The sequence below is a fragment of the Plantactinospora sp. KBS50 genome, assembly GCF_002285795.1.
GTDB lineage: Bacteria > Actinomycetota > Actinomycetes > Mycobacteriales > Micromonosporaceae > KBS50.
Map to the genome: position 1 here is coordinate 1,940,380 of NZ_CP022961.1, position 26,506 is coordinate 1,966,885.

The 26,506-nt window shown below is 76.2% G+C and carries 10 protein-coding genes; all 10 read left to right on the forward strand.

The window, feature by feature from the left end; translation table 11 throughout:
• Positions 1-25 precede the first annotated feature (25 nt).
• The 10 genes from ectB to CIK06_RS08845 all read left to right on the forward strand — a co-directional run bounded on the left by ectB (position 26) and on the right by CIK06_RS08845 (position 26,441).
• The gene (ectB, locus tag CIK06_RS08805; protein ID WP_095567673.1) at positions 26-1,285 is read left to right on the forward strand and encodes a diaminobutyrate--2-oxoglutarate transaminase; all 1,260 of its coding nucleotides are present in this window, start codon (positions 26-28) and stop codon (positions 1,283-1,285) included.
• Positions 1,282-3,111, forward strand: a complete 1,830-nt coding sequence (locus tag CIK06_RS08810; RefSeq protein WP_157756663.1) for a DUF885 family protein — start codon at positions 1,282-1,284, stop codon at positions 3,109-3,111. Before ectB ends, CIK06_RS08810 begins: the two co-directional genes overlap by 4 nt.
• On the forward strand, positions 3,108-3,329 hold the full coding sequence (locus tag CIK06_RS29240; RefSeq protein ID WP_157756664.1) for a hypothetical protein: 222 nt from the start codon (positions 3,108-3,110) through the stop codon (positions 3,327-3,329). Before CIK06_RS08810 ends, CIK06_RS29240 begins: the two co-directional genes overlap by 4 nt.
• The gene (locus CIK06_RS08815; RefSeq protein WP_157756665.1) at positions 3,296-3,988 is read left to right on the forward strand and encodes an SUMF1/EgtB/PvdO family nonheme iron enzyme; all 693 of its coding nucleotides are present in this window, start codon (positions 3,296-3,298) and stop codon (positions 3,986-3,988) included. The genes CIK06_RS29240 and CIK06_RS08815 overlap by 34 nt, the downstream gene beginning before the upstream one ends.
• A 113-nt stretch (positions 3,989-4,101) precedes the next feature.
• Positions 4,102-6,300 (forward strand): pyridoxal-phosphate dependent enzyme, encoded by a 2,199-nt coding sequence (locus CIK06_RS08820; protein WP_095564415.1) that lies wholly within the window; start codon positions 4,102-4,104, stop codon positions 6,298-6,300.
• Positions 6,300-13,430 (forward strand): non-ribosomal peptide synthetase, encoded by a 7,131-nt coding sequence (locus CIK06_RS08825; protein WP_095564416.1) that lies wholly within the window; start codon positions 6,300-6,302, stop codon positions 13,428-13,430. The genes CIK06_RS08820 and CIK06_RS08825 overlap by 1 nt, the downstream gene beginning before the upstream one ends.
• Positions 13,431-13,434: 4 nt before the next feature.
• Positions 13,435-16,632: a non-ribosomal peptide synthetase gene (locus tag CIK06_RS08830; protein ID WP_198348145.1), complete on the forward strand. Its 3,198-nt coding sequence runs from the start codon at positions 13,435-13,437 to the stop codon at positions 16,630-16,632.
• A 5-nt stretch (positions 16,633-16,637) separates the two neighbouring features.
• On the forward strand, positions 16,638-17,021 hold the full coding sequence (locus CIK06_RS08835; RefSeq protein ID WP_157756666.1) for a phosphopantetheine-binding protein: 384 nt from the start codon (positions 16,638-16,640) through the stop codon (positions 17,019-17,021).
• Entirely contained in the window at positions 17,002-23,838 is a 6,837-nt protein-coding gene (locus CIK06_RS08840; protein ID WP_095564419.1) for a non-ribosomal peptide synthetase, read from the forward strand. Before CIK06_RS08835 ends, CIK06_RS08840 begins: the two co-directional genes overlap by 20 nt.
• On the forward strand, positions 23,838-26,441 hold the full coding sequence (locus CIK06_RS08845; protein WP_095564420.1) for a penicillin acylase family protein: 2,604 nt from the start codon (positions 23,838-23,840) through the stop codon (positions 26,439-26,441). The genes CIK06_RS08840 and CIK06_RS08845 overlap by 1 nt, the downstream gene beginning before the upstream one ends.
• Positions 26,442-26,506: the final 65 nt, after the last annotated feature.

Sequence of the window (26,506 nt, forward strand, 5' to 3'; positions counted from 1 at the left end):
CCTGACGGGGGTGGCGGACTTCAACATGAGCATTTTCGATCAGTACGAATCCGGGGTACGCAGTTACAGCCGCAACTGGCCGGCCGTGTTCGACCGCGCCCGCGGCAGCCGGCTGTACACCGCGGACGGCACGTCCTACCTGGACTTCTTCGCCGGTGCCGGGACGCTCAACTACGGGCACAACGACCCGGTGCTCAAGCGGGCGCTCATCGACTACCTGGAGCGCGACGGCGTCACGCACGCGCTGGACATGTTCACCACCGCCCGCGCCGACCTGCTGCGGACCCTCAGCGAACGGGTCCTGGCACCCCGCGACCTCGACTACCGGGTCGCCTTCCCCGGCCCGGCCGGCGCCACCGCCGTGGAGGCGGCGCTGAAGCTGGCCCGCAAGGTCACCGGGCGCACCCACGTCGGCTACTTCGACGACGGCTTCCACGGCATGACGCTCGGCGCCCTGTCGGTAAACGGGTTCGCGGCCAACCGGGACAGCGCCGGCGTGCCGCTCGGCCACGGGGTGCGGCTGCCCTACGACGCGCACCCGGACCTGCCGGCGGCCGAGATCCCCGACTTCGACCGGCTGCTGGACCGCACCGGCGAGCGGGCCGAACCGGCCGCGGTCATCGTGGAGACGGTGCAGGGCGAGGGCGGCATGACCGCCGTGCGCGCCGCCTGGCTGCGGGCGCTGGCCCAGGCGTGCCAGCGGCACGGCGTGCTGCTCATCGTCGACGACATCCAGATGGGCTGCGGCCGGACCGGGCCGTTCTTCAGCTTCGAGGACGCCGGCATCGTGCCGGACCTGGTCTGCCTGTCCAAGGCGATCGGCGGCTACGGCAGCCCGCTGGCGCTGCTGCTGATCCGGCCGGAGCTGGACATCTGGCAGCCCGGCGAGCACAACGGGACCTTCCGCGGCTTCAACCACGCGTTCGTGACCGCCACCGAGGCGCTGCGTGCGTACTGGAGCGACGACACGCTGGAGAAGTCGACCCGGGCCCGCGGCGAGCGGGTCGGCCGGGCGTTGCAGGACATCGCGGCCAGCTACCCGGAGGCCGACCTCGCGGTCCGCGGTCGCGGCCTGGGCCGTGGCCTGCGGTTCGGCGACCCGGCCCAGGCCGGTCGGGTCCGCGCGGCGGCCTTCGAGCGGCACCTGCTGATGGAGACCTCCGGGCGGCACGACGACGTGGTGAAGCTGCTGCCGCCGTTGACCATCACCGACGCCGATCTCGACGAGGGTCTGTCCATCCTGGAATCTTCGGTCCGGGCGGTGCTGGGGGGCGGGCCGCGGTGACTCACCGGCTGGCCGGCAACCACCGCGCGGGCGGCCCGGCCGCCGCCGGGCGCGGCGGTGCCGCCGACGCCGCCTTCGCGGTCGCCGCAGGTGGCGACGCCGCCGGAGGCGGCGCTGCCGGAGGCGGCGAGGCGGAGGCCGGAGCGACCGGCGCCGTCGAGGCCGTGACCGCGCACTTCTTCCGGCAGTACCCGAGCTTCGGCCGGCGCGCCGGGTTGCCCGCCGCCGCCGGCCGCCTGCCCGACCCCGGCCCGCGCCCGGCGGCCGAACTGGACCGGCTGGACGCCCTGGTCGGCGACGCGCTGCGCACCCTGGCCGACTCCGCCGACGCGGCCGGCCCCGCCGGTCGTGCCGGATCCGCCGGTCGTGCCGGCTCCGCCGGCCGGGGCGGCGCCGCCGCCGAGCTGCGCGCCGACCTGGGTACGGCGCGGCACATGGTGCAGGCCGAACGCTTCCAGATCAGCGCGCTCGGCCAGTCGTACCTCACTCCGCTGGAGGTGCTCGGCGAGGCCGACCTGTCGGCGTACCCGCGCAGTGGCGCGCCGGATCCGGACCGCGCGGCGGCGCTGGCCACCCACCTGGCCGCGCTGCCCGGGTTTCTCGCCGAGGCGGCCCGGACCCTGCCGGACCGGTTGCCGGCCGGCGACCGGTTGCGCGCCGTGGAGCTGGCGCGGGCGCAGGCGCAGCAGATCGGCACGGTGACCGAGCGGCTGTCGCCGGGGGACTCCGCCGATGCGCGGCACCGGCGCGAACTGGCCGCGACCGCGGCGGCGGCCTGCCGGGAGTACGGGCGGGCGGTGGCCGCCACCAGACCCGCGGCGCGGCTGTACGGGCCGGAGCGGCTCGCCGAGTTCCTGCGGGTGGTCGAGGGGATCCGGCGGCCCGCCCCCGACCTGCTCGACCAGGCCCGCGCCGAGGTGGCGACCGCGCAGACCGGCCTGGACGCGCTGGCCCGGCAGCTCGGCGCGGCCGACCGCCGGCAGGTGGTGGCGCTGCTGGGGGAGCAGGTCAGCACCGACACGGCGACGACCTTCGCCGGGATCATCCGGCGGGTACGGGACTTCTGGGCGCGGGTGGACCTGGTGTCGATGGACATCGACCGGCCGCTGGAGATCGACCACGCCGACCGGCTGGGCAGCCTGGCCACCGTGGAGTTCCAGATCTCGGCCCCGCTGGATCCGGACCGGCCGCCGCACCGGCTGACCCTGCCCGGACCGGCGGCACAGCCCGGTGCGGCAGTCTCGCCGCTGCACCGCCAGTTCCTCAACGACCCCATGCTGGAAGTGCTGGCGGTGCACGAGGCGTACCCGGGCCACTACGTGCACGCCGAGGCGGCGGCCCGCGGCGGCAGCGTGATCCGCACCTGCTTCCCGTGGCTGTCCGGGCTGACCGAGGGCTGGGCGCACTACACCGAGGAACTCGCCGTGGCGTACGGCCTGGCGCAGGACCGGCCGCTGGTCCGGGTCGCGCAGTTGCGCTCCGCGCTGGAGTCCGCGGCCCGGCTGGTCGCGTTCCTGGCCATGCACCTGCGGCGGAGCACCTTCGCCGACGCGGTCGGCGAGGCCGCCGACTCCTGCGGCTGGTCCGCCGAGCGGGCCGCCCGGGAGGTCCTCGCGGTCACCAGTCAACCCATGGGCGCCATGTACGCCCTCGGCAAGATCACCATTCGGGACTGGCGGGACGGTCTCGGCAGCACGGCGGCACCGGAACTGAAACGGTTCCACGACCATCTGCTGCGCTGCGGTACGGCACCGCTGTCCATCGCGCGGCAGTACTGGCTGGACCAGACGAACGAGTCCGCATCAAGCTATTGGGAGGTCTCATGACAGCGGCGGTCAGCGGCGCCAGCCGGGCGCAGTCGGACGGGCACGCGGCGGAATCCGGTGGGCGACCGGCGGAACTCGGCGACGACTACTGGGTGACGGTGCCGGCCGGGCCGTTCCTGATGGGCAGCGACGAGACCACCCCGGAGGGCGCCCGGGCGCCTCCCGGCCGATGCACACCGTGCACGTGGACGAGTTCGCGATCGCCCGGCGGCCGGTGACGGTGGCCGAGTTCGCCCGGTTCGTGGCCGACACCGGCTATGTCACCACGGCCGAGCGGGGCGGCGAGAGCTGGGTATGGCACGGCGGTGACGACGTCACCACGCCCGACCAGGACCACCTGTGGAAGCCCACCGCCGGGGCGACCTGGCGGGCTCCGCGCGGCCCCGGCTCGGACGTGAGCGGCAAGGACGACCACCCCGTCACGCACGTCAGCTACCTGGACTGCCTGGAGTACTGCCGCTGGTCCGGCACCCGGCTGCCCACCGAGGCCGAGTGGGAGAAGGCCGCCCGCGGCACCGACGGCCGGGACTACCCGTGGGGAAACACCCCGCCCACGCCGCAGAACTGCAACCACACCATGCAGGTCGGCGACACCACGCCGGTGGGCCGGTACCCGGACGCGGCCGGCGTCTACGGCCCGCAGGACATGGCCGGCAACGTCTGGGAAATCATGGGCAACGGCTACCACCGCTACCCGTTCGACCCGCACAAGACCAAGCGCCTGGAGACCAAGAAGGGCACCGTCGAACTCGGGGTGATCCGCGGCGGATCCTTCTACAACAACTGCACCCCGCTCGGCTGCCTGGTCTGGGTGCGGATCTACAACCCGCCGGACTACAGCTGCTACGACATGGGCTTCCGGCTGTGCCGGGTGTGACCCGCGCCGGTGCCGCGGCGCCGCGGCACCCCGGCGCCGGTGGCTGAGCCGCGCGGAGATGGTCGGCCCGGACTTTTCCGGCGCCGCGGAGCTGGCGAGGGAGGGCGGTGAGGATGACCGACGTGGTGCTCTGGGAGCGGATCGAGGCCATGCGGCGCGAGATGCCGGCCACCGAGCTGCGCCGGCTGCCCCATCCGCGGATCGAGCTGTACGCGAAGATGGAGCTGACCAATCCCGGCGGCAGCACCAAGGACCGCGCCGCGTACTGGATCCTGCGGGAGGCGATCCGGCGCGGTGAGATCACCCGGCGCACCACCGTGGTCGAGTCGTCCTCCGGCAACTTCGCCCTCTCGCTGTCCTGGCTCTGCGCCCGGCTGGGCATCCAGCTCGTTCCCGTGCTGGACCCGAACGTCAACGGCGCGACCGAACGCACCCTGCGCCGGACCTGGGACCGGGTGGAGAAGGTGGAGGGTCCCGTCGGCGCCGGCGGCTTCCTGCTGAGCCGGCTGGACCGGGTCGCCGAGGTGATGAAGGAGGTCGACCACGGGTACTGGCCGGACCAGTACTCGAACACCGACGGCCTGCGCGGGCACTACGAGCTGACCGGTGCGGAGCTGGCCGCGGCGCTGCCCCGGCTGGACTACCTTTTCGTGGGCATCAGCACCGGGGCCACCATCGCCGGGCTGTCCCAGCGGGTCACCAGGGACTACGCCGGGGTCAGCGTGGTGGCCGTGGACGTTGCCGGGTCGGTGATCCTGGGCGGCCCGCCGAGCCGGCGGTACCTGCCCGGCATCGGCTCCAGCATCCGGCCGCCGCTGATCGACCAGGCGACCATCACCGAGTCGGTGATCGTCTCCGAACGGGAGGAGGTCGCCGGCTGCCACGATCTGCTGCGCGAGCACGGCGTGCTGGCCGGCGGATCCACCGGGTGCGTGTACGCCGCGATCAACCGCTACTTCGCCGACCGGCAGGGCCCGGCGCCGGTGGTCGCCTTCCTGTGCGCCGACGGCGGCGAGCCGTACCGGAACACCATCTACGACCCGGCCTGGGTGGACGCACACCACCTCGGCCCCGCCGCCGGCGCCACGGCGGCCAGCACGAAGGGGCCGAGCATGGCCACGCCGGTAACTGAGTGGACCAGCCCGCCGCAGGACGAGGCGGAGTTCGTCTCCTGGCTGGACGCCCGGTGCGCGCAGGCGCCCGTGCAGTGCTCGCCGAAGCAGGACGGCTGGCACGTCTTCGGCTACGCCGAGGCGATGGAGGTGCTGGCCAACCCCGGCGCGTTCTCCAGCGCGACCGCCGTCGACCTGCCGGAGGGCTCGGCGTTCCAGCTGTTCCGGGAGGGCAACCTGTCCTGGATGGACCCGCCGCGGCACCGGCAGCTGCGCGGCCTGGTCAGCCGGGTCTTCACGCCCCGGTACGTCGCCGGGCTGGCGCCGATGATCGAGGCATGCGTCGAGGAGTACCTGGCCGCGGTGCGCGGCCGGCCACGGTTCGAGTACGTCAACGACTTCGCCTCGCCGGTCGTGGCGACGGTGGTGGCCCGGATGCTGGGCATCCCGTCCCAGGGCCAGGAGCTGTTCCGGGCCTGGTCGGGCGACCTGCTCTCGCTCATCGACCCGGGTTCGAAAAGCAACTCGCTCAAGCAGGTCGCCCGCCGGGTCCGGCTGATGGCCGCCTACCTGCACGAGTACCTCGCCCGCCGGCGGCGCAACCCGGGCGACGACCTGACCAGCGCGCTGGTCCGGGCCGAACTGGACGGCGAGCGGCTGAGCGACGACGAGATCATCGGGCTCATCGCGCTGCTGCTGTCCACCGGGCAGGCCGCCACGCTCACCCTGGTCAACGCCGTGATCTGCCTGGACCGGCACCCGGCCGCGATGGCCCGGCTGCGCGGCGACCCCGACCTGCTCGGCCCGGCGGTCGAGGAGGTCATGCGGTACCGCAACCAGACCACCCGGGTGGCCCGGCAGAGCGTCCGCGAGGCCACCGTCGGCGGGCAGACGATCCCGGCCGGCCAGCCGGTGACCGTGTGGCTGGCCGCCGCCAACTGGGACCGGCGGGTCTTCGACCGGCCCGAGGTCTTCCAACTGGACCGCTCGCCGAACCCGCACCTGGCCCTGGGCTACGGGATCCACTTCTGCCTGGGGGCCGCGCTGGCCCGGCAGGAGATCGTGGTGGCGCTGCGCCGGCTGCTGGCACAGACCTCACATCTGTCGGTGGACTACGAGGCCAGCCGGCTGCTGGACCCGCGGCTGATCTTCGGCGCCAGCGAGCTGACGGTCGTGGCACGGTGGACGGACGAGGCGTGATGACGGAGTCCATGATCACGCGCCTGCACGGGCACGCCGAGCGCGACCCCGACCGTCCGGCGCTCACCTTCGCCGCGCTGGACCCGGACGCGGCACCGACCATCCTGACGTACGGGCAACTGGCCCGGCGTTCGGCGGCGCTGGCCGCGGTGCTGCGCCGGCGGTTGCGCCCCGGCGACCGGGCCGTCCTGCTGCTGCCGACCGTGCCGGAGTTCGCGGTGGCGTTCCTGGGCTGCCTGGCCGCCGGCGTGATCGCGGTTCCGCTGCCGTTGCCGGCGGACGGCTCGTCCCGGCGGCGGGTGGTCGGCGTGCTGCGGGACTGCGAGCCCGCGCTGATCGTCTCCACCTCGTTCGTGTACCAGTTCGCCGCCGCCGCGCCGGAGGAACTGGGCGGGCTCGGCGGGGCCGACCGCTGGCTGCTGGTCGACGAGGGACCGAACCCGGCCGCCGCGACCGGCGCCGACCTGGCCGGACCGGTGCCGGTGCGCGACACCGACACCGCCTTCCTGCAGTACACCTCCGGTTCCACCAGTACGCCGCGCGGCGTACTGGTCTCGCACGGCGCGCTGCTGCACAACGAGGCGGCCATCGGCGCGGCCTTCGGGGTACGCCCCGACTCCACCGTGGTGAGCTGGCTGCCGCTGCATCACGACATGGGCCTGATCGGCGGGCTGCTCCAGCCGCTGTACGCCGGTGCCCGCGGTGTCGTGCTCGACCCGCTGTCGTTCCTGCGCCGACCCGCGTCCTGGCTGGAGACGATCGCGCGGGAACGGGCGGACATCAGCGGCGGTCCGAACTTCGCGTACGAGATGTGCGTCCGCAAGGTGACCGACGCCGAACTGGCCGGGCTCGACCTGTCCAGTTGGCGGGTGGCCTTCAACGGCGCCGGGCAGGTGCACCCACGCACCATGCGCGCCTTCAGCGAGCGGTTCGCGCCGGCCGGATTCGCCCCGGCCGCGCACACCCCGTGCTACGGGCTGGCCGAAGCGACCCTGCTGGTGGCCAGCGCCGAACCGGGTGGCGGCGGACGCGGCACCGCGTTTCGCCGCAGCTCGCTGGAGGCCGGCCGGCCGGAGCCGGTCGGGACCGCCGGCCCGGCCGCGCCGGAACTTGTCGGCTACCCGCTGCCCCGGCACGCCCGGGTCACGGTGATCGACCCGGAGACCGCGGCGCCGCTGCCGGCGGGCCGCACCGGCGAGGTCGCGGTGGCGGGGCCGAGCAACGGATCCGGCTACTGGGGAGACGCGCCGGGCAGCGCGGTCGGCTTCGGCCTGCGGCTGCCCGGCCAGTCGGAGCCGGCGATCCGCACCGGCGACCTGGGCTTCATCCACGACGGCGAACTGTTCCTGCAGGGCCGGAGCAAGGACCTGATCGTGCACCGCGGCCGCAACCTCTACCCGGAGGACCTGGAGGCCGACATCTCGGCCTGCCACCCGGACGTGCGGCCCGGCTGCGGCGCGGTCTTCGCGGTGGACCAGGACGGCGACGAGGCGGTCGTGGTCTGCCAGGAGATCCGCGAGAACGCCCCGGCGCAGCGCTGGCCGGAGATCGCCGGGAGGATCCGGGAGACCGTGGCGCTGGTGCACGGGGTGACCGCGCGCACCGTCGCGCTGGTCCCGCCGAAGACCATCACCAAGACCTCCAGCGGCAAGATCCAACGGCAGGCGGCGCGGCAGCGGTACCTGGCCGGCAGCCTGCCGGTGCTGCTGGACAGCACGACCGGCGCGGCCGGGGACGCGGGCGGACCCGGCCTGGCCGGCCTGGCCGGCCGGCTCGGCGAACTGCCGGCCACGGCCGGCCCGGCGGAGCGGGCCGACCTGCTCACCCGGGCGCTCTGCGGGTACCTGCGGGACCTGCTCGGGCTGGCCGACGAGCCGGCGCCGGCCGACTCGCTGGCCGGCCTCGGGGTGGACTCGCTCGCGGCCACCCAGTTGCAGCACGCGCTGGAGTCCGCGCTGCGGGTGGCGCTGCCGCCGTCGGTGGCGCTGCGCGCCTCGTCGATCGCCGACCTGGCCGCCGCCGCGCTGGCCGCCCCGCCGGCTCCCGCGCCGGCTCCCGCGCCGGCCCCGGGCGCCGCGACCGACCCGGCCCTCGGCCCGGCCGCCGGCGCCGCGCCGACCCAGGGCACCGCCGGCGCCGCGCCGGCCCCGGGCACCGCCGGCGACCCGGGCACCACGCCGGAGCCGGGGTACGAGTTGACCCAGGCGCAGCGCGCCCTGTGGTTCCTGCACCGGGTGGCCCCGGGCAGCTCGGCGTACAACGTCACCCGTGCCTTCCGGGTGGTCGGCGAGCTGTCGCCGGACACCCTCGACGCGGCACTGACCCGGCTGGTCCGGCGGCACCCCAGCCTCCAACTGTCGGTGCGGTCGGTGGCCGGCCAGCCGCGGGCGGTGCTGCTGCCGCGCACGGTCCGGGCCGACCGGGTGGACGGGCGTTCCTGGACCGCGCAGCGGCGCGACCGGTGGTACCGCGACCTGGCCGGCACGCCGTTCGACCTGGCCGGCGACCCGCTGCTGCGGGCCGCCGTGCTGCGCCGGGACGGCGACTGGCTGGTCGTGCTGTCGCTGCACCACATCGTCTGCGACATCGCCTCGCTCACCGTGCTGGTCGCCGAGCTGGCCCGCGACTACGCCGCGCTCACCGGGGCCGACCCCGCCGCCGCGCTCACCGGGGCCGACCCCGCCGCCGCGTCGCGGGCCGGCGACGTCGCGCCGGTCGCCGCCGCCGCACCGGCCGGTGCCGCCGCCGGCGCGGTCGGGGCCGACCCGGCCGGTGCGCCGGTTCACCCCGGCATCACCCCGGCGCAGCGGGAACGCGCGGTGCTGGCCGAACGCGGCGAGCGGCTGGCCGCGTACTGGCGGCGGGAACTGGCCGGCGAGCTGCCGGTGCTGGCGCTGCCGCGCCCCGAGCGGGACGCCACCGGGCCGGACCCGGACGAGCCGGCCGCCGGCGCCGTCCGGTTCGACGCGCCGCCCGGGCTGACCGCCGCGCTCACCGACTTCGCCCGACGGTCCGGGCTGACCCTGCACAACGTGCTGCTGGCGGCGTACCAGACCCTGCTGCACCGGCTCTGCGGCCAGGCCGACCTGCTGGTCGGCATCCCGACCGCCGGCCGCACCGACCCGCGCCTGGCGGCCTACGTCGGCTACCTGGTCAACGTCGTCCCGGTCCGCTCCAGCGGGCCGGGCGGGCTGCCGTTCGCCGAGTACGCCCGGCGGACCCAGCAGCGGGTGCTGGACGTGCTGGACCACCAGGAGCTGCCGCTCACCCAGATCACCCGGCTGATCAACCCGGACCGGGAGGCGGCCGGCGCCGCGATCTTCCAGGCGATGTTCACCTTCTACGGCTCGGCGCTGCCCGGCGGCGCCGCGGCGGCCGGCGTGGTGGCCGGGGACCCGGCCGCGGCCCTACCGCTGGGCCGGGCCGCCACGCTGCACGGCTTCCCGGTGCCGGACTACACGACGCAGTCCGACATCGGCCTGAACGCCGTGGTCCGGGCCGGGGTGCTCGGCTTCGAGTTGCAGTACGACCGGCAGCGGGTCAGCCGCCGGCAGGCCGACCAGCTCGCCGCCGCGCTGTGCACCCTGCTGGCCGCGATCGGGGCCGACCCGCAGGCACCGGCGGCCCGGCTGCCGCTGCTGGGCCAAACCGAGGCCGAGGCCGCGGTGGCCGCCGGCCGAGGCCCGGCGATCGAGCGCAGCGGGCACTACCTGGACGCGCTGGAGCGGATCGCCGACGCCGACCCGGACGCGGTCGCCGCCGACGACGGGGTGACCCGGCTGACCTACGGCGAACTGGAACAGCGGGCCAACCACGTCGCGGCCCGGCTGCGGGCGCTCGGCGTCGGGGTGGACCGCAACGTCGTGGTCTGCGCGCAGCGCCGCACCGACTACCTGGTCACGCTGCTGGGCATCCACAAGGCCGACGGCTGCTACGTCCCGATCAGCCCGATCGAGGCGCCCCGGCGGGCCGCCGCGATGGTGGCCGCCACCGCCCCGGTCGCGGTCATCGCCGACGCCTCCGGGCAGTGGCTGCTGGCCGGGCTGCGGCCGGGTCCCGGGGCGCCGGATCCCGTGCAGGCTCCGGCCTCCGCGGATCCCGCGCGCCCGGGTCCGGTACCGCTGGACCTGGCCGAACTGGTCGCCGGCCGGGACCCGCGGCGGGTGCCGCGGACCAGCCCGGACCACGCGGCCTGCACCATCATCCACACCTCCGGGTCCACCGGGCTGCCCAAGGCGGCCGTCTCCACCAACTACGGCGTCACCAACCACATGTGGCAGATGGTGGAGCACTTCGACCTCGGCGCGCAGGACTGCGTGGCGCAGACCGGCCCGGTCTCCTTCGACATCTCCGTCTGGCAGCTGCTCACCCCGCTGATCATCGGCGGGCAGGTCCGGATCGTGCCCGAGCCGGCCTCGCAGTCCCCGGCCAAGCTGCTGGCCGTGGTCGCCGAGGGCGCGGTGACCATGCTGGAACTGGTGCCCTCGGCGATCGTCGCGCTGCTGGACGCCGGCCTGGCGGCCACCCCCGGGCGGCTGCGGGTGATGCTCTCCACCGGCGAGGCGCTGACCCCGGAGGTGCTGCGCCGCTGGGTCGGCGAGCTGCCGCGGATCCCGGTGCACAACGCGTACGGGCCGGCCGAGTGCACCGACGACGTGACCGCCGGGCTCTGCGCCGACGGTCCGGCGGCACCGTTCACCGCCTCGATCGGCCGGCCGCTGGCCAACACCACGGTGCACGTGCTCGACGACGAGCTGGCGCCGGTGCCCGCCGGGGTGACCGGCACGCTCCACGTCGGCTGGGGCGCGGTCGGGCGCGGCTACCGCGGTGACCCGCGACGCACCGCCGAGCGGTTCGTCCCCGACCCGTACTCGCCGGTCCCGGGCGGCCGGATGTACCGCACCGGCGACCTGGGGCGCCGCGCCGACAACGGGGATCTGGACTTCCTCGGCCGGGCGGACAGCCAGACCAAGGTCCGGGGGCTGCGGATCGAGGCCGGCGAGGTCGAGGGTGCGCTGCGGCAGTGTCCGGGCGTCACGGCCGCGGCGCTGCGGGTCCACCCCGGACCGAACGGATCGGTGCTGGTCGGGTACGTGGTGCTGGCGGACGGGAGCGCGGCGGACGGGAGCGCCGAGGGTGCCGATCCTGCCGGCGGTGGCGATCCGGCCGGCGGCGCCGACGGCGAGGGTCGGCTGCTCAGCGCCGCGCAGGACGAGCGGCTGCGCGCCGCACTGGCCCAGCACCTGCCCAGGTACATGATCCCGACGCTGCTGGTCGAGCTGCCCCGGCTGCCGCGCTCCAAGAACGGCAAGGTGGACTACCGGGCCCTGCGGTACGCCGCACCGGACCAGGCCGGCGCCGAGGACCCGGGGCTGGCCGAGGATCCGGTGGCCACCGCCGTACGCGGGATCTGGGCCGGACTGCTGGGCCGCGAGGTCGGCTGGCAGGACAGCTTCTTCGAGCTGGGCGGCCACTCCCTGCTGGCGCTGGCGATGGTGGACCGGGTCGGCGAGCTGCTGGACGTCGAGGTACCGGTGGACACGGTGTTCGCCGGTCCGCGGCTGGTCCAGTTCGTCGCGGCGGTACGCCGGGCCGGCCAGCGGCCGGACGCCGGGCGCATTCCGCGGGCCGGCGCCGACGGCGGCTACCCGGCGCCGGCGAGCGCGGCCCAGGAACGGTTCTGGTACCTGCGCGAACGCAACCCGGACCAGCCCACCTACAACATGCCGGGCGTGCTGCGGCTGCACGGCGAGCTGGACGAGGACGCGTTGGAGGCCGCGCTGCACGAGGTGCTCGGCCGGCATCCGGTGCTGCTGGCCCGGTTCACCGAACGCCGGGACGGGCTGTACTGGTCGCCCGCCCCGCTGGCCGAGTTCGAGCTGCCGCGGATGGACCTGCGCGGCGCGGTCGCCGAGTTCGGCGACGAGGCGTTCACCACGCTGGTCGAGGCCGAGGCCGCGCTGGTCGTCGACCTGCGCCGGGAGCTGCCGTTCCGGGCGATGCTGGCCCGGCTCGACGTGACGGACTGGCGCCTGTTCGTCGTCGTCGACCACATCGTCTGCGACGGCTGGTCGCTGTCGGTGTTCCTGGCCGACCTGGCGCAGGCGTACAACCGCCGCCGCGCGGCCGGTGCGAACGGCCGGACGCCGGAGGCCGACGACGGCCGGACGTCGGAGGCCGGCATCGGCCCGGCTCCGGCGCTCGACGGTGACCGGCCGGCCGGTGCCGGCTACGGCTTCGCCGACTACTGCCACGAGGAGCGGGCCGCGCGGCTGCGGCTCGACCGGGCCGAACTGCTGACCGAATGGCGCGACCTGGCCGCCGGCCCGCTGGCGCTGTCCCCGCTGCCGGCGACCGGCGCGGACCGGGACCGGGCGGAGCCCGCCGCGGCGGAGCCGGCGACCGGTACCGGCCAGGTGGTGCTCTGGATCGAGGGCGACCTGGCCGGCGAGATCCGGGCGCTGGCCGCGGGCACCGGCACCACGCCGTACATGGTCTTCGGCACCGCGCTCGCGGCGCTCACCCACAGCGGCGCGGACCGGCGGGAAACCGTGCTGCTGGGCACGCTTATCGCGCAGCGGGACCGGCCGCAGTGGCGGGGCGTCGTCGGCCCGCTGCTGTCGGTCGGCGTGCTCGCGGTGGAGCTGGCCCCCGGCGACCCGGTGGCCACGGCGCTGCACCGGACCCGGGACGGCGCGCTGCGCGCCTACCGCGCCAGCCACGTGCCGTTCCAGGAACTGGCCCCGCTGTTCCCGGCCGCACCGGGTGGGGACGGCTCGCCGTTCGAGGTGCTGCTGGTGCTCCAGCCGGCCGAGGACCCGGCGGTCTTCGACGGTCTGGTCACCGAGCTGGAGGACCTGGTGCCCGCCGACCCGGCGTACCCGCTGATCGTGGACATCGAGGAACGCGGCGAGCGGTACCGGGTGTCCTGCCGGTACGCGACGCAGCGCCACCGGCACGCCGAGGTGGCGGAGCTGGCCGCCCGGCTGGATGCCGCGATCCGGGCCACCGTCGCCGACCCGGACCGGCCGCTGGCCGGGCTGCGCCCGTCCGGGCCGCTGCCGCCGCGTCCCGAGACACCGCAGCCGGAGACTCCGCCGATGGGGGCAGTACATGCGGAACGCAACTGAGGTCATGACGCCGAACGCGCTGGTCAGCTTCCGGGATGCGCTGGCCGCGACGCCCGGCGCGGTGGCCGTGGCCGATGACCGGGTCAGCCGGACCTACGCCGAACTGGCCGCCGAGGCCGGCGGGTACGCCGCGGCGCTGACCGCTGCCGGGGTCGGGCCGGGCGACGTGGTGGCGGTCGTCGCGCAGCGCAGCCCGCAACTGGTGGCGATGCTGCTGGGCGTGCTGGGCAGCGGCGCCGCGTACCTGCCGGTGGAGCCGGGCACGCCGCCCGAGCGGGCGCGGCGGATGTGCGCGAGCGCCGCCGTGCCGGTCCTGCTGGTCCAGCCGGGCCGGGAGGAGTACGCGCAACGGGTGCTGGCCGGCTGGCCCGGCGACCGGCCGCCGGTGCTGTGCACCGCCGACCCGGCGGCGCCCACGAACACCGCCGACCCGGCGGCGCCGACGAACGCCGCCGACCCGGCGCCCGGGGTCGACCCGGGGGCGCGTCTGCCGGCCGTCCGGGAACCGGCCGGGCTGGCGTACGTCATCTTCACCTCGGGCTCGACCGGGGTGCCCAAGGGCGCCATGGTCACCGACGGCGGCATGGCCAACCACCTGGCCGCCAAGCGGCTCGACATGGACCTCAAGCCGTCCGACGTGGTGGGACTGACCGCGCCGCTCTCCTTCGACATCTCGGTCTGGCAGGCGCTGGCCCCGCTCACCGCCGGCGGCCGGGTCGCGGTGGCCTCCGCGAGCAACCTCTCCGATCCGGCCGAGCTGGCCGCATGGGTGGCCCGGCACGGCGTCACCGTGCTGGAGGTCGTGCCGTCGCACCTGGCGGTCATCCTGGACGCGCTGGCCGGCAGCCCGCGGCTGCGCGCCGACCTGGCCTCGCTGCGGCTGCTGGTGGCCACCGGTGAGGCGCTGCCCACCGCGCTCGTGCGGCGCTGGCACGAGTGCTGCCCCGGCGTGCCGGTGATGAACGCCTACGGCCCGACCGAGTGCTCCGACGACGTCACCCACCACACCGTCACCGCGGCGGACTGCGCGGCCGGGGACTGGGCGCCGATCGGCCGGGAGGTCGTCAACACCCGGCTGTACGTGGTGGACCCGGCCGGAACGCCGGTGCCGGACGGCACCGAGGGCGAGCTGCTGGTCGGCGGCGCCGGGGTGGGCCGCGGCTACCTCGGCGACCCGGTCGGCACCGCGCTGGCCTTCCGCCCCGACCACCTCTCCGGCGAGCCGGGCGGCCGGCTGTACCGCACCGGCGACCGGGTGCGCCGGGCCGCCGACGGCACGCTGGACTACCTGGGCCGGCGGGACCGCCAGGTGAAGATCCGCGGCCACCGGATCGAGCTGGGCGAGGTCGAGGCGCAGTTGCTGCGGGTGCCGGGGGTGGCCGCCGCGGCCTGCGTGGTCGGCGCCGGCCAGCTCTGCGCGTTCGTCACGCTGCGCGGCGGTACGGATCCGGCCGGGCGGCCGAGCACCGGAACCATCCTGGACCGGCTCCGTACGCAGGTACCCGGGCACCTGATGCCGCAGCGGCTGACCGTGCTGGACCGGATGCCGACCACCGGTGCCGGCAAGGCGGACCTGCGGACGCTGGCCGGCTGGACGGCCGTACCCCCGTCCGCCGGCCCGGAAGCCGGCGCCGATGAGTCCGGTGCCGCGCCGGTGGACGAGCTGGCCCAGGCCGGCGCGCTGATCGCCGAGGTGCTCCGGCTCGACCGGGTCGACGCGGAGCAGGACTTCTTCGCCGCCGGCGGCGACTCGTTGCAGGCCATGCGGGTGCTCACGGTGGCCCGCGCGCACTTCGGCATCGAGGGCGTCGCGCTGCGCGGCTTCCTGGACGACCCGACCCCGCGCGGGCTGCTCGCCGCGGTGCGGGCCGCCGGCGCGGCACCGCAACCGGCGCCGGCTGCCGAGCTGGCGGCCGGCGCGCTCTCCTCCGGCCAGGAGCGGCTGTGGTTCATCGAACACCTCAACCGCGGCAAGGATCCACTCCTGATCCACCTGGAACTGACCCTGCGCGGCACGCTGGACCGGGCGGCGCTCCAGCACGCGCTGGACGCCCTGGTGGCCCGGCACGAGCCGCTGCGCACCGTCTTCTCCCAGTCCCGGGGGGTGCCGGTGGCGACGGTGTGGCCGCAGGCGAACCTGCCCATCCAACCGCTGGCCGACGGCGAGACCCCGGCGCCGGCTCTGTCGATCGCCACGAAACAGCCGCCGCTGATGGCGGCGTACCTGGCCCGCACCGGCCCGGACGAGCACGTGCTCACCCTCGTGCTGCACCACCTGGTCGCCGACGGCTGGTCGCTGATGGTGCTCAGCCGGGAGATCGCCGAGTTCTACCAGCGGCACCGGGCCGGCGAACCGGCCGTGCCGCTGCCGGCGACCAGCTTCAGCCGGTACGTCAGCGCGGAACGGCAGTGGCTGACCGGCCCGGAGGCCGCGGAGTGCGAGCGCTACTGGCGTGACCAGTTGGCCGGCGCGCCGCCCGAGATCGAACTTCCGCTGCGGCCACGACCGGCCAGACCGGACTTCCGGACCGGCGCCGAGGTCCGCGAGCTGACCGAGGCGGAGACCCGCGAGCTGTGCACGCTCGCCCAGCGGCACCGGGCGACCCCGTTCATGGCGGTGCTTGCCGCGTTCACGGCGGTGCTCGGCGAGGTCACCGGCTCGGGCGACCTGGTGGTCGGCATCGACTCGGTGAACCGGTCCTGGCCGGGCAGCGAGGACCTGGTCGGCACGTACGTCAACCAGCTTCCGGTCCGGTTGACCACCGACGCCGCGCCCCGGTTCGGCGACCTGCTGGCGCTGACCCGAGGGCAGTGCCTGGGCGCGTACGCGCACGACCGGCTGCCGTTCCACAAGATCGTGGCCGCGGTGAATCCGCCGCGCCGGTCCGGCCGGTTCCCGCTCTACCAGGTCAAGGCGACGCACCAGAGCGCCTGGCGGACCGGGGTGACGCTGCCCGGCCTGACCGTGCTGCCCCGGGAGATCCCCGACCCGGTGATGGACACCGATCTGATGCTGGACATGTCCGGCGAGTCCGACCGGCTGCGGCTGGAGCTGGTCTACCTGCCCGAGCGGCTGCCCGCCGGGACCGCCGCCGGCTGGGCCGACGCGGTGGCAGCGGCCTTGCGCCGCGGCATCGCCGATCCGGACGCGGTGCTGGACCTCGGGCTGCGTCCGGCGGCCTCCGGCGTGGGCGGGCGGTGAGCGGCATGGCCGGATCCGGATCCGCCACCACCGGGCCGAGCACCCCCACCGAGGAACTGGTCGCCCAGGTCTGGCGCGAGCTGCTGGAACTGGAGGACTTCGACCTGACCGAGGACTTCTTCGAGCTGGGCGGCCACTCGATGATCGCGGTCCAGGTCGTGTACGAGCTGGAGCAGCGCACCGGCGTGCCGTTGGAGCTGGCGTCCTTCTTCGACCTGGCCACCGTGCCGGAGGTGGCCGCCGAGCTGGACCGGCTGCGGGCCGAACAGCCGGCCGGCGCGGGATCCGTCCTCATCGAGGAGGGGAGCTGTGAGCGCGGGGAGCCGGCCGGGTTCGCCAGCCCCGCGGTCGCGGGCGAAGGACGGAGCTGTGAGCGGTGGGGCGCGTGACCTGCTGCGCCAGCTGGACGAGCTGGGTGTCGGCCTGACCCTGGTGCAGGACCGGATCCGCTACCGCAGCACCGACGGCCGGCTCACCCCGGAACTGCTCGCCCTGATGAAGGAGCACCGGGACGAGTTGGTGGAGCTGCTGGGCCGGCGGGCCGCGCTGCGTTGGCCGCCGGAGCGGCCCGCGGAGCTGTCGCCGGAGCGGCCGGCCGTGGCGACCGATGCCCGCACCGGCCCGCTGACCCGGGCGCAGCGCACGTTCTGGGCCACCGACTACTTCGTGGACGACGGCACCTACAACCTGGCCGGGGCGCTGCTGCTGCGCGGCCCGCTCGACGAGGCGGCGTTCACCGCCGCGCTGGAGCGGCTGTACCGGCGGCACCCGGTGCTGCGTACCGTCTTCCCGGCCGAGCACGGCGAGCCGGTGCAGCGGGTGCTGCCCGCCGCCGGTCCCGGCGCGGTCGCCGCCGTGGAGCGGGTGGACCGCACCGGCCGGACACTGGCCGACTGCCTGGCCGAGTGCGCCGCGCTGGCCGACGAGAAACTGCCGCTGGACGCCGCGCCGCCGGTGCGGATGCGGCTGGTCCGGCTGGCAGCCCAGGAGCACCTGTTCTTCGTGGTGCTGCACCACATCGTCGCCGACGCGGTGTCGGTGGGGCTGCTGCTGAGCGACCTGGCCGAGCAGTACAACGGGCACGCGGCCGGTGCCGGTGGTGACCCGGAGCCGCCGGCCGCCGGACCGGACATGGTGGACGTGGCCCGCTGGGAGGCCGACCGGCTCGCGTACGCCGATCTGGCCCCCGGCCGGCGCTACTGGCGGGACCGGCTCAGCGGCGCGGCGCTGGGCGCCCTGCCGCTGCCGCCGCCGGTGGGGCCGGTGCCGGACCGGCGCGGCGGCGCGTACCGGGCGGTTCTCGCGCCGGCGGCCATGCCGGCGGTCCGGCAGCTGGTGTCGCAGCGGCGGGCCAGCGTCTTCCTGGTCGTGGCGGCGGCGGTGTCGGCGGCGCTGGCCCGGCACACCGGCCGGGAGGACCTGGTGGTCGGCATGCCGGCCAGCCGGCGGGACCGGCCCGGGTTGGAGCGGCTGGTCGGCCCGCTGCTGGACATGGTGCCGGTCCGGATCGACCTCGCCGGCGGCCCGGACTTCGCCGGGCTGCTTCGCCGGACCCGGGCCGCGGTGCTCGGCGCGCTCAGCCACGTCGAGGCGCTGGCCGACGTCCCGGCGCCGGGCTCCGGCAGCGCGGCCCGCGGTGACGCGGCCGGTCGCGGCCGGTTCAACGTCACCCTCACCGACCTGGGTACGGGGTTGCCGGAACCGCGGTTCGCCGGGCTGACCGCCAGCTACCTGGAGGTGCCCCGGGTCGGCACCAAGTACGACCTGAACGTGCTGGTCCTCGACGGCGGCGACGCGATCCGGCTGGAGGTCGAGTTCGACCGGGCGGCGATCACCGAGACCCAGGTGACGGCCCTGGTCACGATGGCCGGGGAGATCCTGGCCGAGGGCGTGGCGGACCCGGCCCGGCCGGTGGCCGCACTGGCCGCGACCCCGTTCGGCGAGCCCGGCGCGGGCGCGGTCGGCGCCACCCCGGCCTTGGTGCCGGCCGCGGACGACTCGCTGCCCGCCCGGCTGGCCCGGCGGGCGGCCGAACGGGGCGAGGCCGTGGCGGTCAGCGACGGCGAGGCGAGCCTGTCGTACCGGGCGCTGGTCGAGCGGGTCGAGTCGGTGGGCCGCGGGCTGCGCCGGCGCGGCGCCGGCATGGGCGAGGTGGTCGCCATCTCGCTGCCGCGCGGCGCCGACCTGGTGGTGGCGATCCTCGGCGTGGTGGCCTCCGGCGCCGCCTGCCTGGTCCTGGACGACTCCTGGCCGGCGGGCCGGCGCGAGCGGGTGCTGGCCGATGCGGGGGCCGGCCAGCTGATCACCACGGCGGACGATCCGGCGGACGGACCCGGCGGACCCGGTGGACCCGGTGGACCCGGTGGACCTGGCGGACCCGCCCGGTCCACCGTGGCCGAGCTGGCCCGGCTCGGCGCGGACGCCCCGCCCTGCCCACCGGTCCCGGCCGGCGCCACCGCGTACGTGATCTACACCTCCGGCTCCACCGGCCGGCCCAAGGGCGTGCACGTCACGCACCGCAACATGCTGAGCCTGCTGGCCGCCACCGGCGACGGCTTCGGCCTGGGCGGCGGCGACGCCTGGACGCTGTTCCACTCCTGCTCCTTCGACGTGGCCATGTACGAGCTGTTCGGCTGCCTGCTGCACGGCGGCCGGCTCGTGGTGGTGCCGAAGTGGATGACCCGGGAACCGGAGGCGTTCACCGCGCTGCTGGGCCGGGAGCGGATCACCGTGCTGAGCCTGACCCCGTCGGCGCTGTCGGTGCTGCTGCCCGAGGCGGCCCGGGCGCCGCAGGCGCTGGCCACCGTCCGGTACGTGCTGCTGGCCGGGGAGAAGCTGGAACGGCGGCTGGCCGACCAGTGGCACCGCGAGGTGGGCGAGCACGCCGAACTGGTCAACCTGTACGGCATCACCGAGACCACCGTGCACGCCTCCTGGCACCGGCTGCGGGCCGGCGAGCCGACCAGCACCGAGTCGGACGTGGGCGTCCCGCTGCCGGGCACCTCGCTGTACCTGCTGCACGAGCACGGCACCGCGGTCGCCGACGGGTGCGTGGGGGAGATCCACGTCGGCGGGCCGCAGGTGAGCCTCGGGTACGTGGGCCGGCCGCGGGAGATGGCCACCCGGTTCGTGCCGGATCCGTTCAGCACCGTGCCCGGCGCCCGGATGTACCGCTCCGGCGACCTGGGCCGGCGTACCGGTCACCGGCTGGCGTACCTGCACCGCCGCGACTCCCAGGTGCAGGTCAACGGCTTCCGGGTCGAGCTGCCGGAGATCGAGTCGGTGCTCGCGGCGCAGCCCGGGGTGGCCGCCGCGGCCGCGGCGGTGGCCACCGACGACATCGGACACCGGGTGGTGGCCGTGCTGGTGGCCGAGCCGGGCGTGCCGCTCTCCACCGCCGCGGTGCTGCGCGGTGCCGGCGCCGAGCTGGCGAACTACATGCTGCCCCGGTCGATCGCGGTGGTCGACGCGCTGCCGCTGACCGTCAACGGCAAGCTGGACCGGGCCGCGGTGCTGGCCGCGACCGGCACGCCGGCCGGCGCTGCCACGCCGGTCGCCGGCACGCCGGTCGCTGCCACGCCGGTCGCTGCCACTCCGGTCGCCGCCACGCCGGCCGCCGGCGCGGATCCGGCCGCGGCCGGCGGGATCACGGACCCGGCCGGGCGGCCGGACCGGGCCGCGCCGCTCGCCGATCCGGCCCGCGGAGCGGCCGGGACGCCGGCCGGGACGCCGGCAGAGGCGGTGCTGGTGGAGCTGTTCCGGCGGGTGCTGGACAGCCCCGGCCTGCCGGAGCAGGCGAACTTCTTCGACGCCGGCGGCGACTCGATGCGGGCCATCCGGCTGGTCGCGCTGGCCCGCGACGAGGGGCTGCTGGTCAGCGCCCGCGACGTGTACGCCGCGCCGCGGGCCGCCGACCTCGCGGCGCTGGCCCGGCCGGTGCCGGAGCAGGCCGCGCCGGACGGCACGGCACCGGACGGTGCGGCGACGGGTACGGCGCCGTTCGCCCTGCTTCCCGGCGCCGGGCCGGACGCGTTCCCGGCCGACGTGGTCGACGCGTACCCGATGACCGCCATGCAGACCGGCATGCTGTACCACCAGGAGATCGCCCCGGACGCCCGGGTCTACCACATCGTGCTCAGCTACCGGGTGCGCGGCCGGCTGGACCCGGTGGCGTTCCGGGCCGCGGCGCAGGCGGTGGTCGACGCGCATCCGGTGCTGCGTACCAGCCTCGACCTGGCCGGCCCGTGGGGGCCGGTGCAGCGGGTGCACGCCCACCTGGAGGTGCCGCTGCGCGTCGAGGACCTGCGCGAACTCGATCCGGACGGGCAGGCCGAGCGGATCGGGCAGGCCGTCCGGGCCGAGACGCGGCGCGACTTCGACCTCGGCCGGCCCGGGCTGTTCACGCTGGTGGCGCTGGTCACCTCGGACGAGGACTACCAGCTGGTGTTCAGCCACAACCACGTGATCCTCGACGGTTGGTCGGTGAACGTCTTCTTCGAGGACCTGAGCACCCGGTACGCCGAGCGGCTGGCCGGCGGCCCGGTCCGGCCGTTGCCGGCGCCGCGGACCGGGTTCGCCGACTACGTGGCGCTGGAGCTGCGCGCCTCGGCCGACCCGGAGCACCTGGCGTTCTGGCGTACCCAGACCTCCACGGCGGCGCCGCTGGTGGCCCCGGACCGGACCGGCGCGCCGGTCCAGCGGCAGGTGCACCGGGAACTGCCCGGCCGGCTGGACGAGCTGCGCGAGTTGGCGGTCCGGACCGGCGTACCGGTCAAGGCGCTGCTGTGCGCCGTGCACCTGCGGGTGCTGTCCTGGCTCACCGGCGAGCCGGACGTGGTCACCAGCATGGTGACCAACTGCCGCCCGGAGGGGCCGGACGCCGACCGGGTGCTCGGGCTGTTCCTGAACCAGCTTCCGCTGCGGGCCGAGCTGACCGGGCACACCTGGGCCGGACTGGCCCGGCTGCTGCACGAGCGCGAGCAGCGGGTGCTGGCCCACCGCTGGTATCCGGGGGCGCTGGTGCAGCGCGACTTCGGATCGCGGCCGATGTTCGATTCGAGCTTCAACTTCACCGACTACCACACCACCCGGCGGCTGGTCCGGGACGGCAGCGTCCGGTTCGCCAGCGCCGACGAGTTGGAGCAGACGCACTACGCGCTCAGCTCGAACTACACCGTCGACGTGCGGACCCGCCAGCTGCGGCTGCTGCTGGAGTACGACGAGGCGGCGCTGAGTCAGCCGCTGGCGCACCTGGTGGCCCGGGCGCACGAGATGGCGCTGGGCTGCCTGTTGGCGGACGCCGAGGCGGACTGCCTGGCGGGCCGGCTGCCCAGCGTGCTGGACCTGGCCCGGCTGGTCCAGGCCGGACCCTCCGCCGCGACCCCGCCACCGGCCGCGCAACCGACCCCGCCACCGGCCGCGCAACCGACCTCGCAACCGACCTCGCAACCGGCCGTACAGCCCGCGCCGCGGCTCTCGTGCGCGGACTCGCCGACCCAACCCTCGACTCCGGAGGATCCGGCCGGCCGGGCGGTGGCGGAGAAGTTCGTCCGGCAGGCCTGGGCCGAGGCGCTGGGCACCGACGACTTCGGCGCCGACGCGAGCTTCTTCGAGGTGGGCGGCGACTCGCTGGCCGCGATGCGGATGGTGGCCCGGCTGCGGGCGCACTACCCCGACCTGACCATGGGCACCTTCCTGGCCGGGCCGACCGTGGCCGCGCTGGCCCGGGCGCTCGCCGGGCCGGCCACGGCGGATCCGTCGGCCACGGCGGGTCCGTCTGCCACAGGGGATCCGTCCACTGCCGCACATCCGTCGGCCACGGCGGGCCGGCCGGCCGACCCGCCCGGCGGGGCGCGGCACTACCCGCTCTCGCCGGCCCAGCGGCAGATGTGGTCCATCGCCAGCCGGCTGCCGGGCGTACCGCTGTTCGGCATCCCCGGCGCGTTGCAGGCGGACGGGCCGCTGGACCTCGGCCTGCTGGAGCGCAGCCTGCGACTGCTGGTCGCCCGGCACGACGCGCTGCGTACCCGGATGCTGGCCACCGACGCCGGCCCGGTACAGGTGGTCGAGCCCGGCGCCGAACTCCCGCTGGGATTCGTGGACCTGACCGGCAGCGCCGACCCGCTGGCCGAGTGCGAACGGCTGATGGCCGCGGCCGTGCGCGAGCCGATCGCGCTGGACCGGGCGCCGATGCTGCGGGCCACCGCGTACCGCGTCGCCGAGCGGCGGCACCTGCTCTACCTCAACATTCATCACCTGGTCTGCGACGGCTGGTCGCTGTCGCTGCTGCTGGCCGACGTGGAACGGATCTACCGGGCGTTGGCGGCCGGCGTGGCGGTCCCGGCCGGCACCCCGGCACCGGGCGCGGGGGAGCTGGTCGCGGCCGGGCTGGCCTGGCGGGACTCCGCGGAGGCGCGGCGCCAGCGGGCGTACTGGCTGGACCGGCTGGCGCCGCCCTGGCCCGCGCTGTCCAGCGGCGCCGGCAGCCGGATCCCCGCCGCGAAGCCGGCCTCGCTGATCGAGCGGCTGCGGGCGCGGACCTGCCAGCACACCCTCGACGCCGCGAGCACCGCGGCGGTCCGGGCGGCCGCCCGGCGGCACGGGCTGACCGACTTCATGGCCGTGGCCACCGCCTACGCGCAGGCGCTGCGGGACTGGAGCGGCCAGCCCGACATCCGGATCGGCATCGTGCAGGCCAACCGGGCGCGGCCCGGCACCGAGGACGTGGTGGGGCTGGTCGCCAACAGCGCCGTGCTGCGGATCGACGCCGACGCCGCCGAACCGGTCGAGCTGGCGGCCCGGACCCGGGCCGCCTGCGAGGGCGCGTACGCCCATCAGGAACTGGCGTTCGAGGACGTTCTCGCGGCGCTGGCCGAGCGACACCCGCAGGAGCGGCCGGGCGGCGCGCTGTTCGAGGTCATGCTGGTGATGCAGGAGGAGATCCGGGTCGCCGGCCCGGCCGACGGGTTGCGCTTCGCGCCGTACGCCCCCGCCAGCGACGTACTCACCCCGGCCGTGGTGGTGACGACCTGCGAGTTCCTGCTCAACGTCGCGCCCCGGGACGGCGAACTGGTGCTGACCATGCAGTACCGGCCGGCGGTGACCGACGGGGCCACCGCGGCGGCGCTGCTGGCCGACGTCGCCGCCCGGCTGGCCGCGGTGCCCGACTGGGCGGGCGGCACCGGCGTCCGGCCGGGAGCGGACTGATGGCCTGCGGCGCGCACCGCACCCGCTACCGGCGGCTGTGGCGGCTGCCGACGGCCCGGGTCAGCGGTGCCGCGGCGGCGGCGACGCTGGCCGGTGCCGCGCTGGGCGCCGCGCTGGCCCCGCCCGCGCTGCCGGCCGCCGTGCTGGCGCTGGGCACCGCCGGCATCGGGACGTACGCCTACCGGGGCCGCGCCCGGCTGGCGATGGAACGCCGGCTGGTCCGGGCGCTGAGCGCCGCCGCGCCGGGCTGCCCGGGCGAGGTGGCGGTCGCCGGCCTGGCCGGGCCGGTGCACGCCCGGGTCCGCTCCGACGGCGTCACCGAGATCGAGGCCGAGTCCTGGCTGGACGCGGTCCGCGGGCTGGGGTACGTGCTGGCCCGGGACCGGGGCTTCCAACTGGACCTGCTGCGCCGTACCGCCGCCGGTCGGCTGGCCCAGGTGTGCGGCAAGGTCGCGCTGCCCAGCGACCGGCAGTACCGGGCGCTGGACCTGGCGCCGGCCGCGACCCGGGCGGCCGGGGAACTGGCGGCGCCGGAGCGGGACCTGCTGGACGCCTTCGCCGGCGGCGTCAACGCGGCGTGGGAGCGGCACGGTCCGCCGTTCGAGTGCCGGTTCCTGGCCTACCGGCCGGCGCCCTGGGTTCCGGCGGACAGCCTGCTGGTCGCGCTGCTGATGTACCACTCGCTGTCCTGGACCGAGTCGGCCAAGCGCGCCGAGGCGGTCACCCGGCAGGTGCTGCCGCCGGCCGTCGCCGACTTCCTCCTGCCCGGCCCGGCCGATTCCGCGTCGCCGGCGACGTCCCGCGGGCCGGCCGACCGCACGGTGCCGGCGGGGCTGGCCGAGTTGCGCGCGGCCGAGGTCGAGGCCGGTGTGGCCGAGACGCTGGTGCAGGTCGACCGCGGTACGGCCGGCTCCAACTGCTGGGTCCGCTCCGGCGGCCCCGAAGACACCCCCGCCGGGCCGGCGGAACCGGGCGCCGCCGGGGGTCCGGTGGAACCCGGCGGCCCGGTCCTGGCCGGCGACCTGCACCTGCCGCTGGCCATGCCGAACCTGCTGTACGAGGTGGACCTGCGCTGGTCCGGCGGGCAGGTGCGGGGGCTGATCGCGGCCGGCCTGCCGGTGGTGCTGGTCGGCAGCAACGGCCGGCTGGCCTGGGGGGTGACGAACCTCGGCGCGGACGTGCTGGACCTCGTCCCGGTCACCGGCCGGCCCGAGACCCGGACCGAACGCATCCAGGTGCGCGGCCGGCCGGCCGTACCGGTCGAGGTGGCGCGGGTCGGCGCGCTGCCGGTCGCGCAGCGACCGCTGCTGGGTCGCCCGGTGGCGCTGGACTGGGCCGGGTACGACCCCCGCAGCCTGGACCTGCGCTTTCAGCGGCTGGTCGGCGCGGCCTCGGTGGCCGACGGCGTCGCCGTGCTGGACGACGCGCACGGCATCGCGTTGAACGTGCTGCTCACCGACGTCTCCGGCCGGATGGCGCACCTGGCGACCGGCCTGCTGCCGCGCCGTCCCGCGGGCGCCGACCCCGATCGGGACGCGGGCGTACCGGGGCGACCCGGCGGCTCCGGCTACCTGACCGGCCCGCAGCGACCCCGGCTGCTCGACCCGGCCGCCGGGTTCCTGGTCTCGGCCAACGACGCGGCGCTGCCGCAGCAACCCTTCCGGATCGGGTACGACCCCGACCCCGGTCACCGGGCGCGGCGGCTGCGGGACCTGCTGGCCGGGGCGGTCGGCACCGGCCCGGCCATGCGGGAACTCCAGCACGACCTGGCCGCCGAGGCGTACCGGGACTACCGGGACCTGGCCGTGCCGGCGCTGCGCGGCCGCAACGACCGGCTGGCCGACCTGCTCGCCGGCTGGGACGGCACCGCGGACGCCGGCTCGCGGGCCTTCGGGGTGCTGGTCCTGTTGCGACAGATCCTGGCCCGGCAGGTGCTCACGCCGTACCTGGCGGCCTGCCACGCGCACGACCCGACGTACCGGTACCCGTACCAGATGCTGGACCGCCCGGTGCTGGCCATCCTGCGCCGGCGCGACCCGGCGCTGCTGCCCCGCGCGGCCGAGGCCGGCGGCTGGGACGCGTTCGTGGCCGGCTGCGCCGAGCGGGCGGCCGGGCTGGCCGCCGCGGCCGGCCGCGGCGGCGGAGCGTGGCGCCGGCTGCCGCCCGTGCTGTCGCGGTGGGTGCCGCCCGCCCGCCGGCCGCCGCGGTGGGGCCGGCTCAACGCGGTCGGCCTGCGGCACCCGCTGGCGGCGCTGGCACCCTGGTCGGCCGGGCTGCTCGGGGTGGAGCCCAGGCCGCAGCCGGGTGCGCTGCACGTCGTGCGGACCTGCGTACCCGGCTTCGGCTCGGTCGGCCGGGCCGTGCTGACGCCCGGCCGGGACGGGTTCGCCGCGGTGGACCTGCCGGGCGGGCAGTCGGGCCACCCGCTGAGCCCGCACTTCGCCGACCGGCACGCGGAGTGGTCCGGTGCGCCGCCGCGGCCCCGGCGACCGCCGCGGGTGGCGTGCCGGTACGAGCTGCGGCCGGCGGACGGCCCCGGCGGTGATCCGGCCGTCCGGCCCGTGGCAGCACCCGTTGTCGGCAAGGGAGAGGCGGCAAGATGACGAAGAACCCCTGGTTTCCGTTCGGCACCCGGCCCGAGGCGCCGGTGCGGCTGCTGACACTTCCG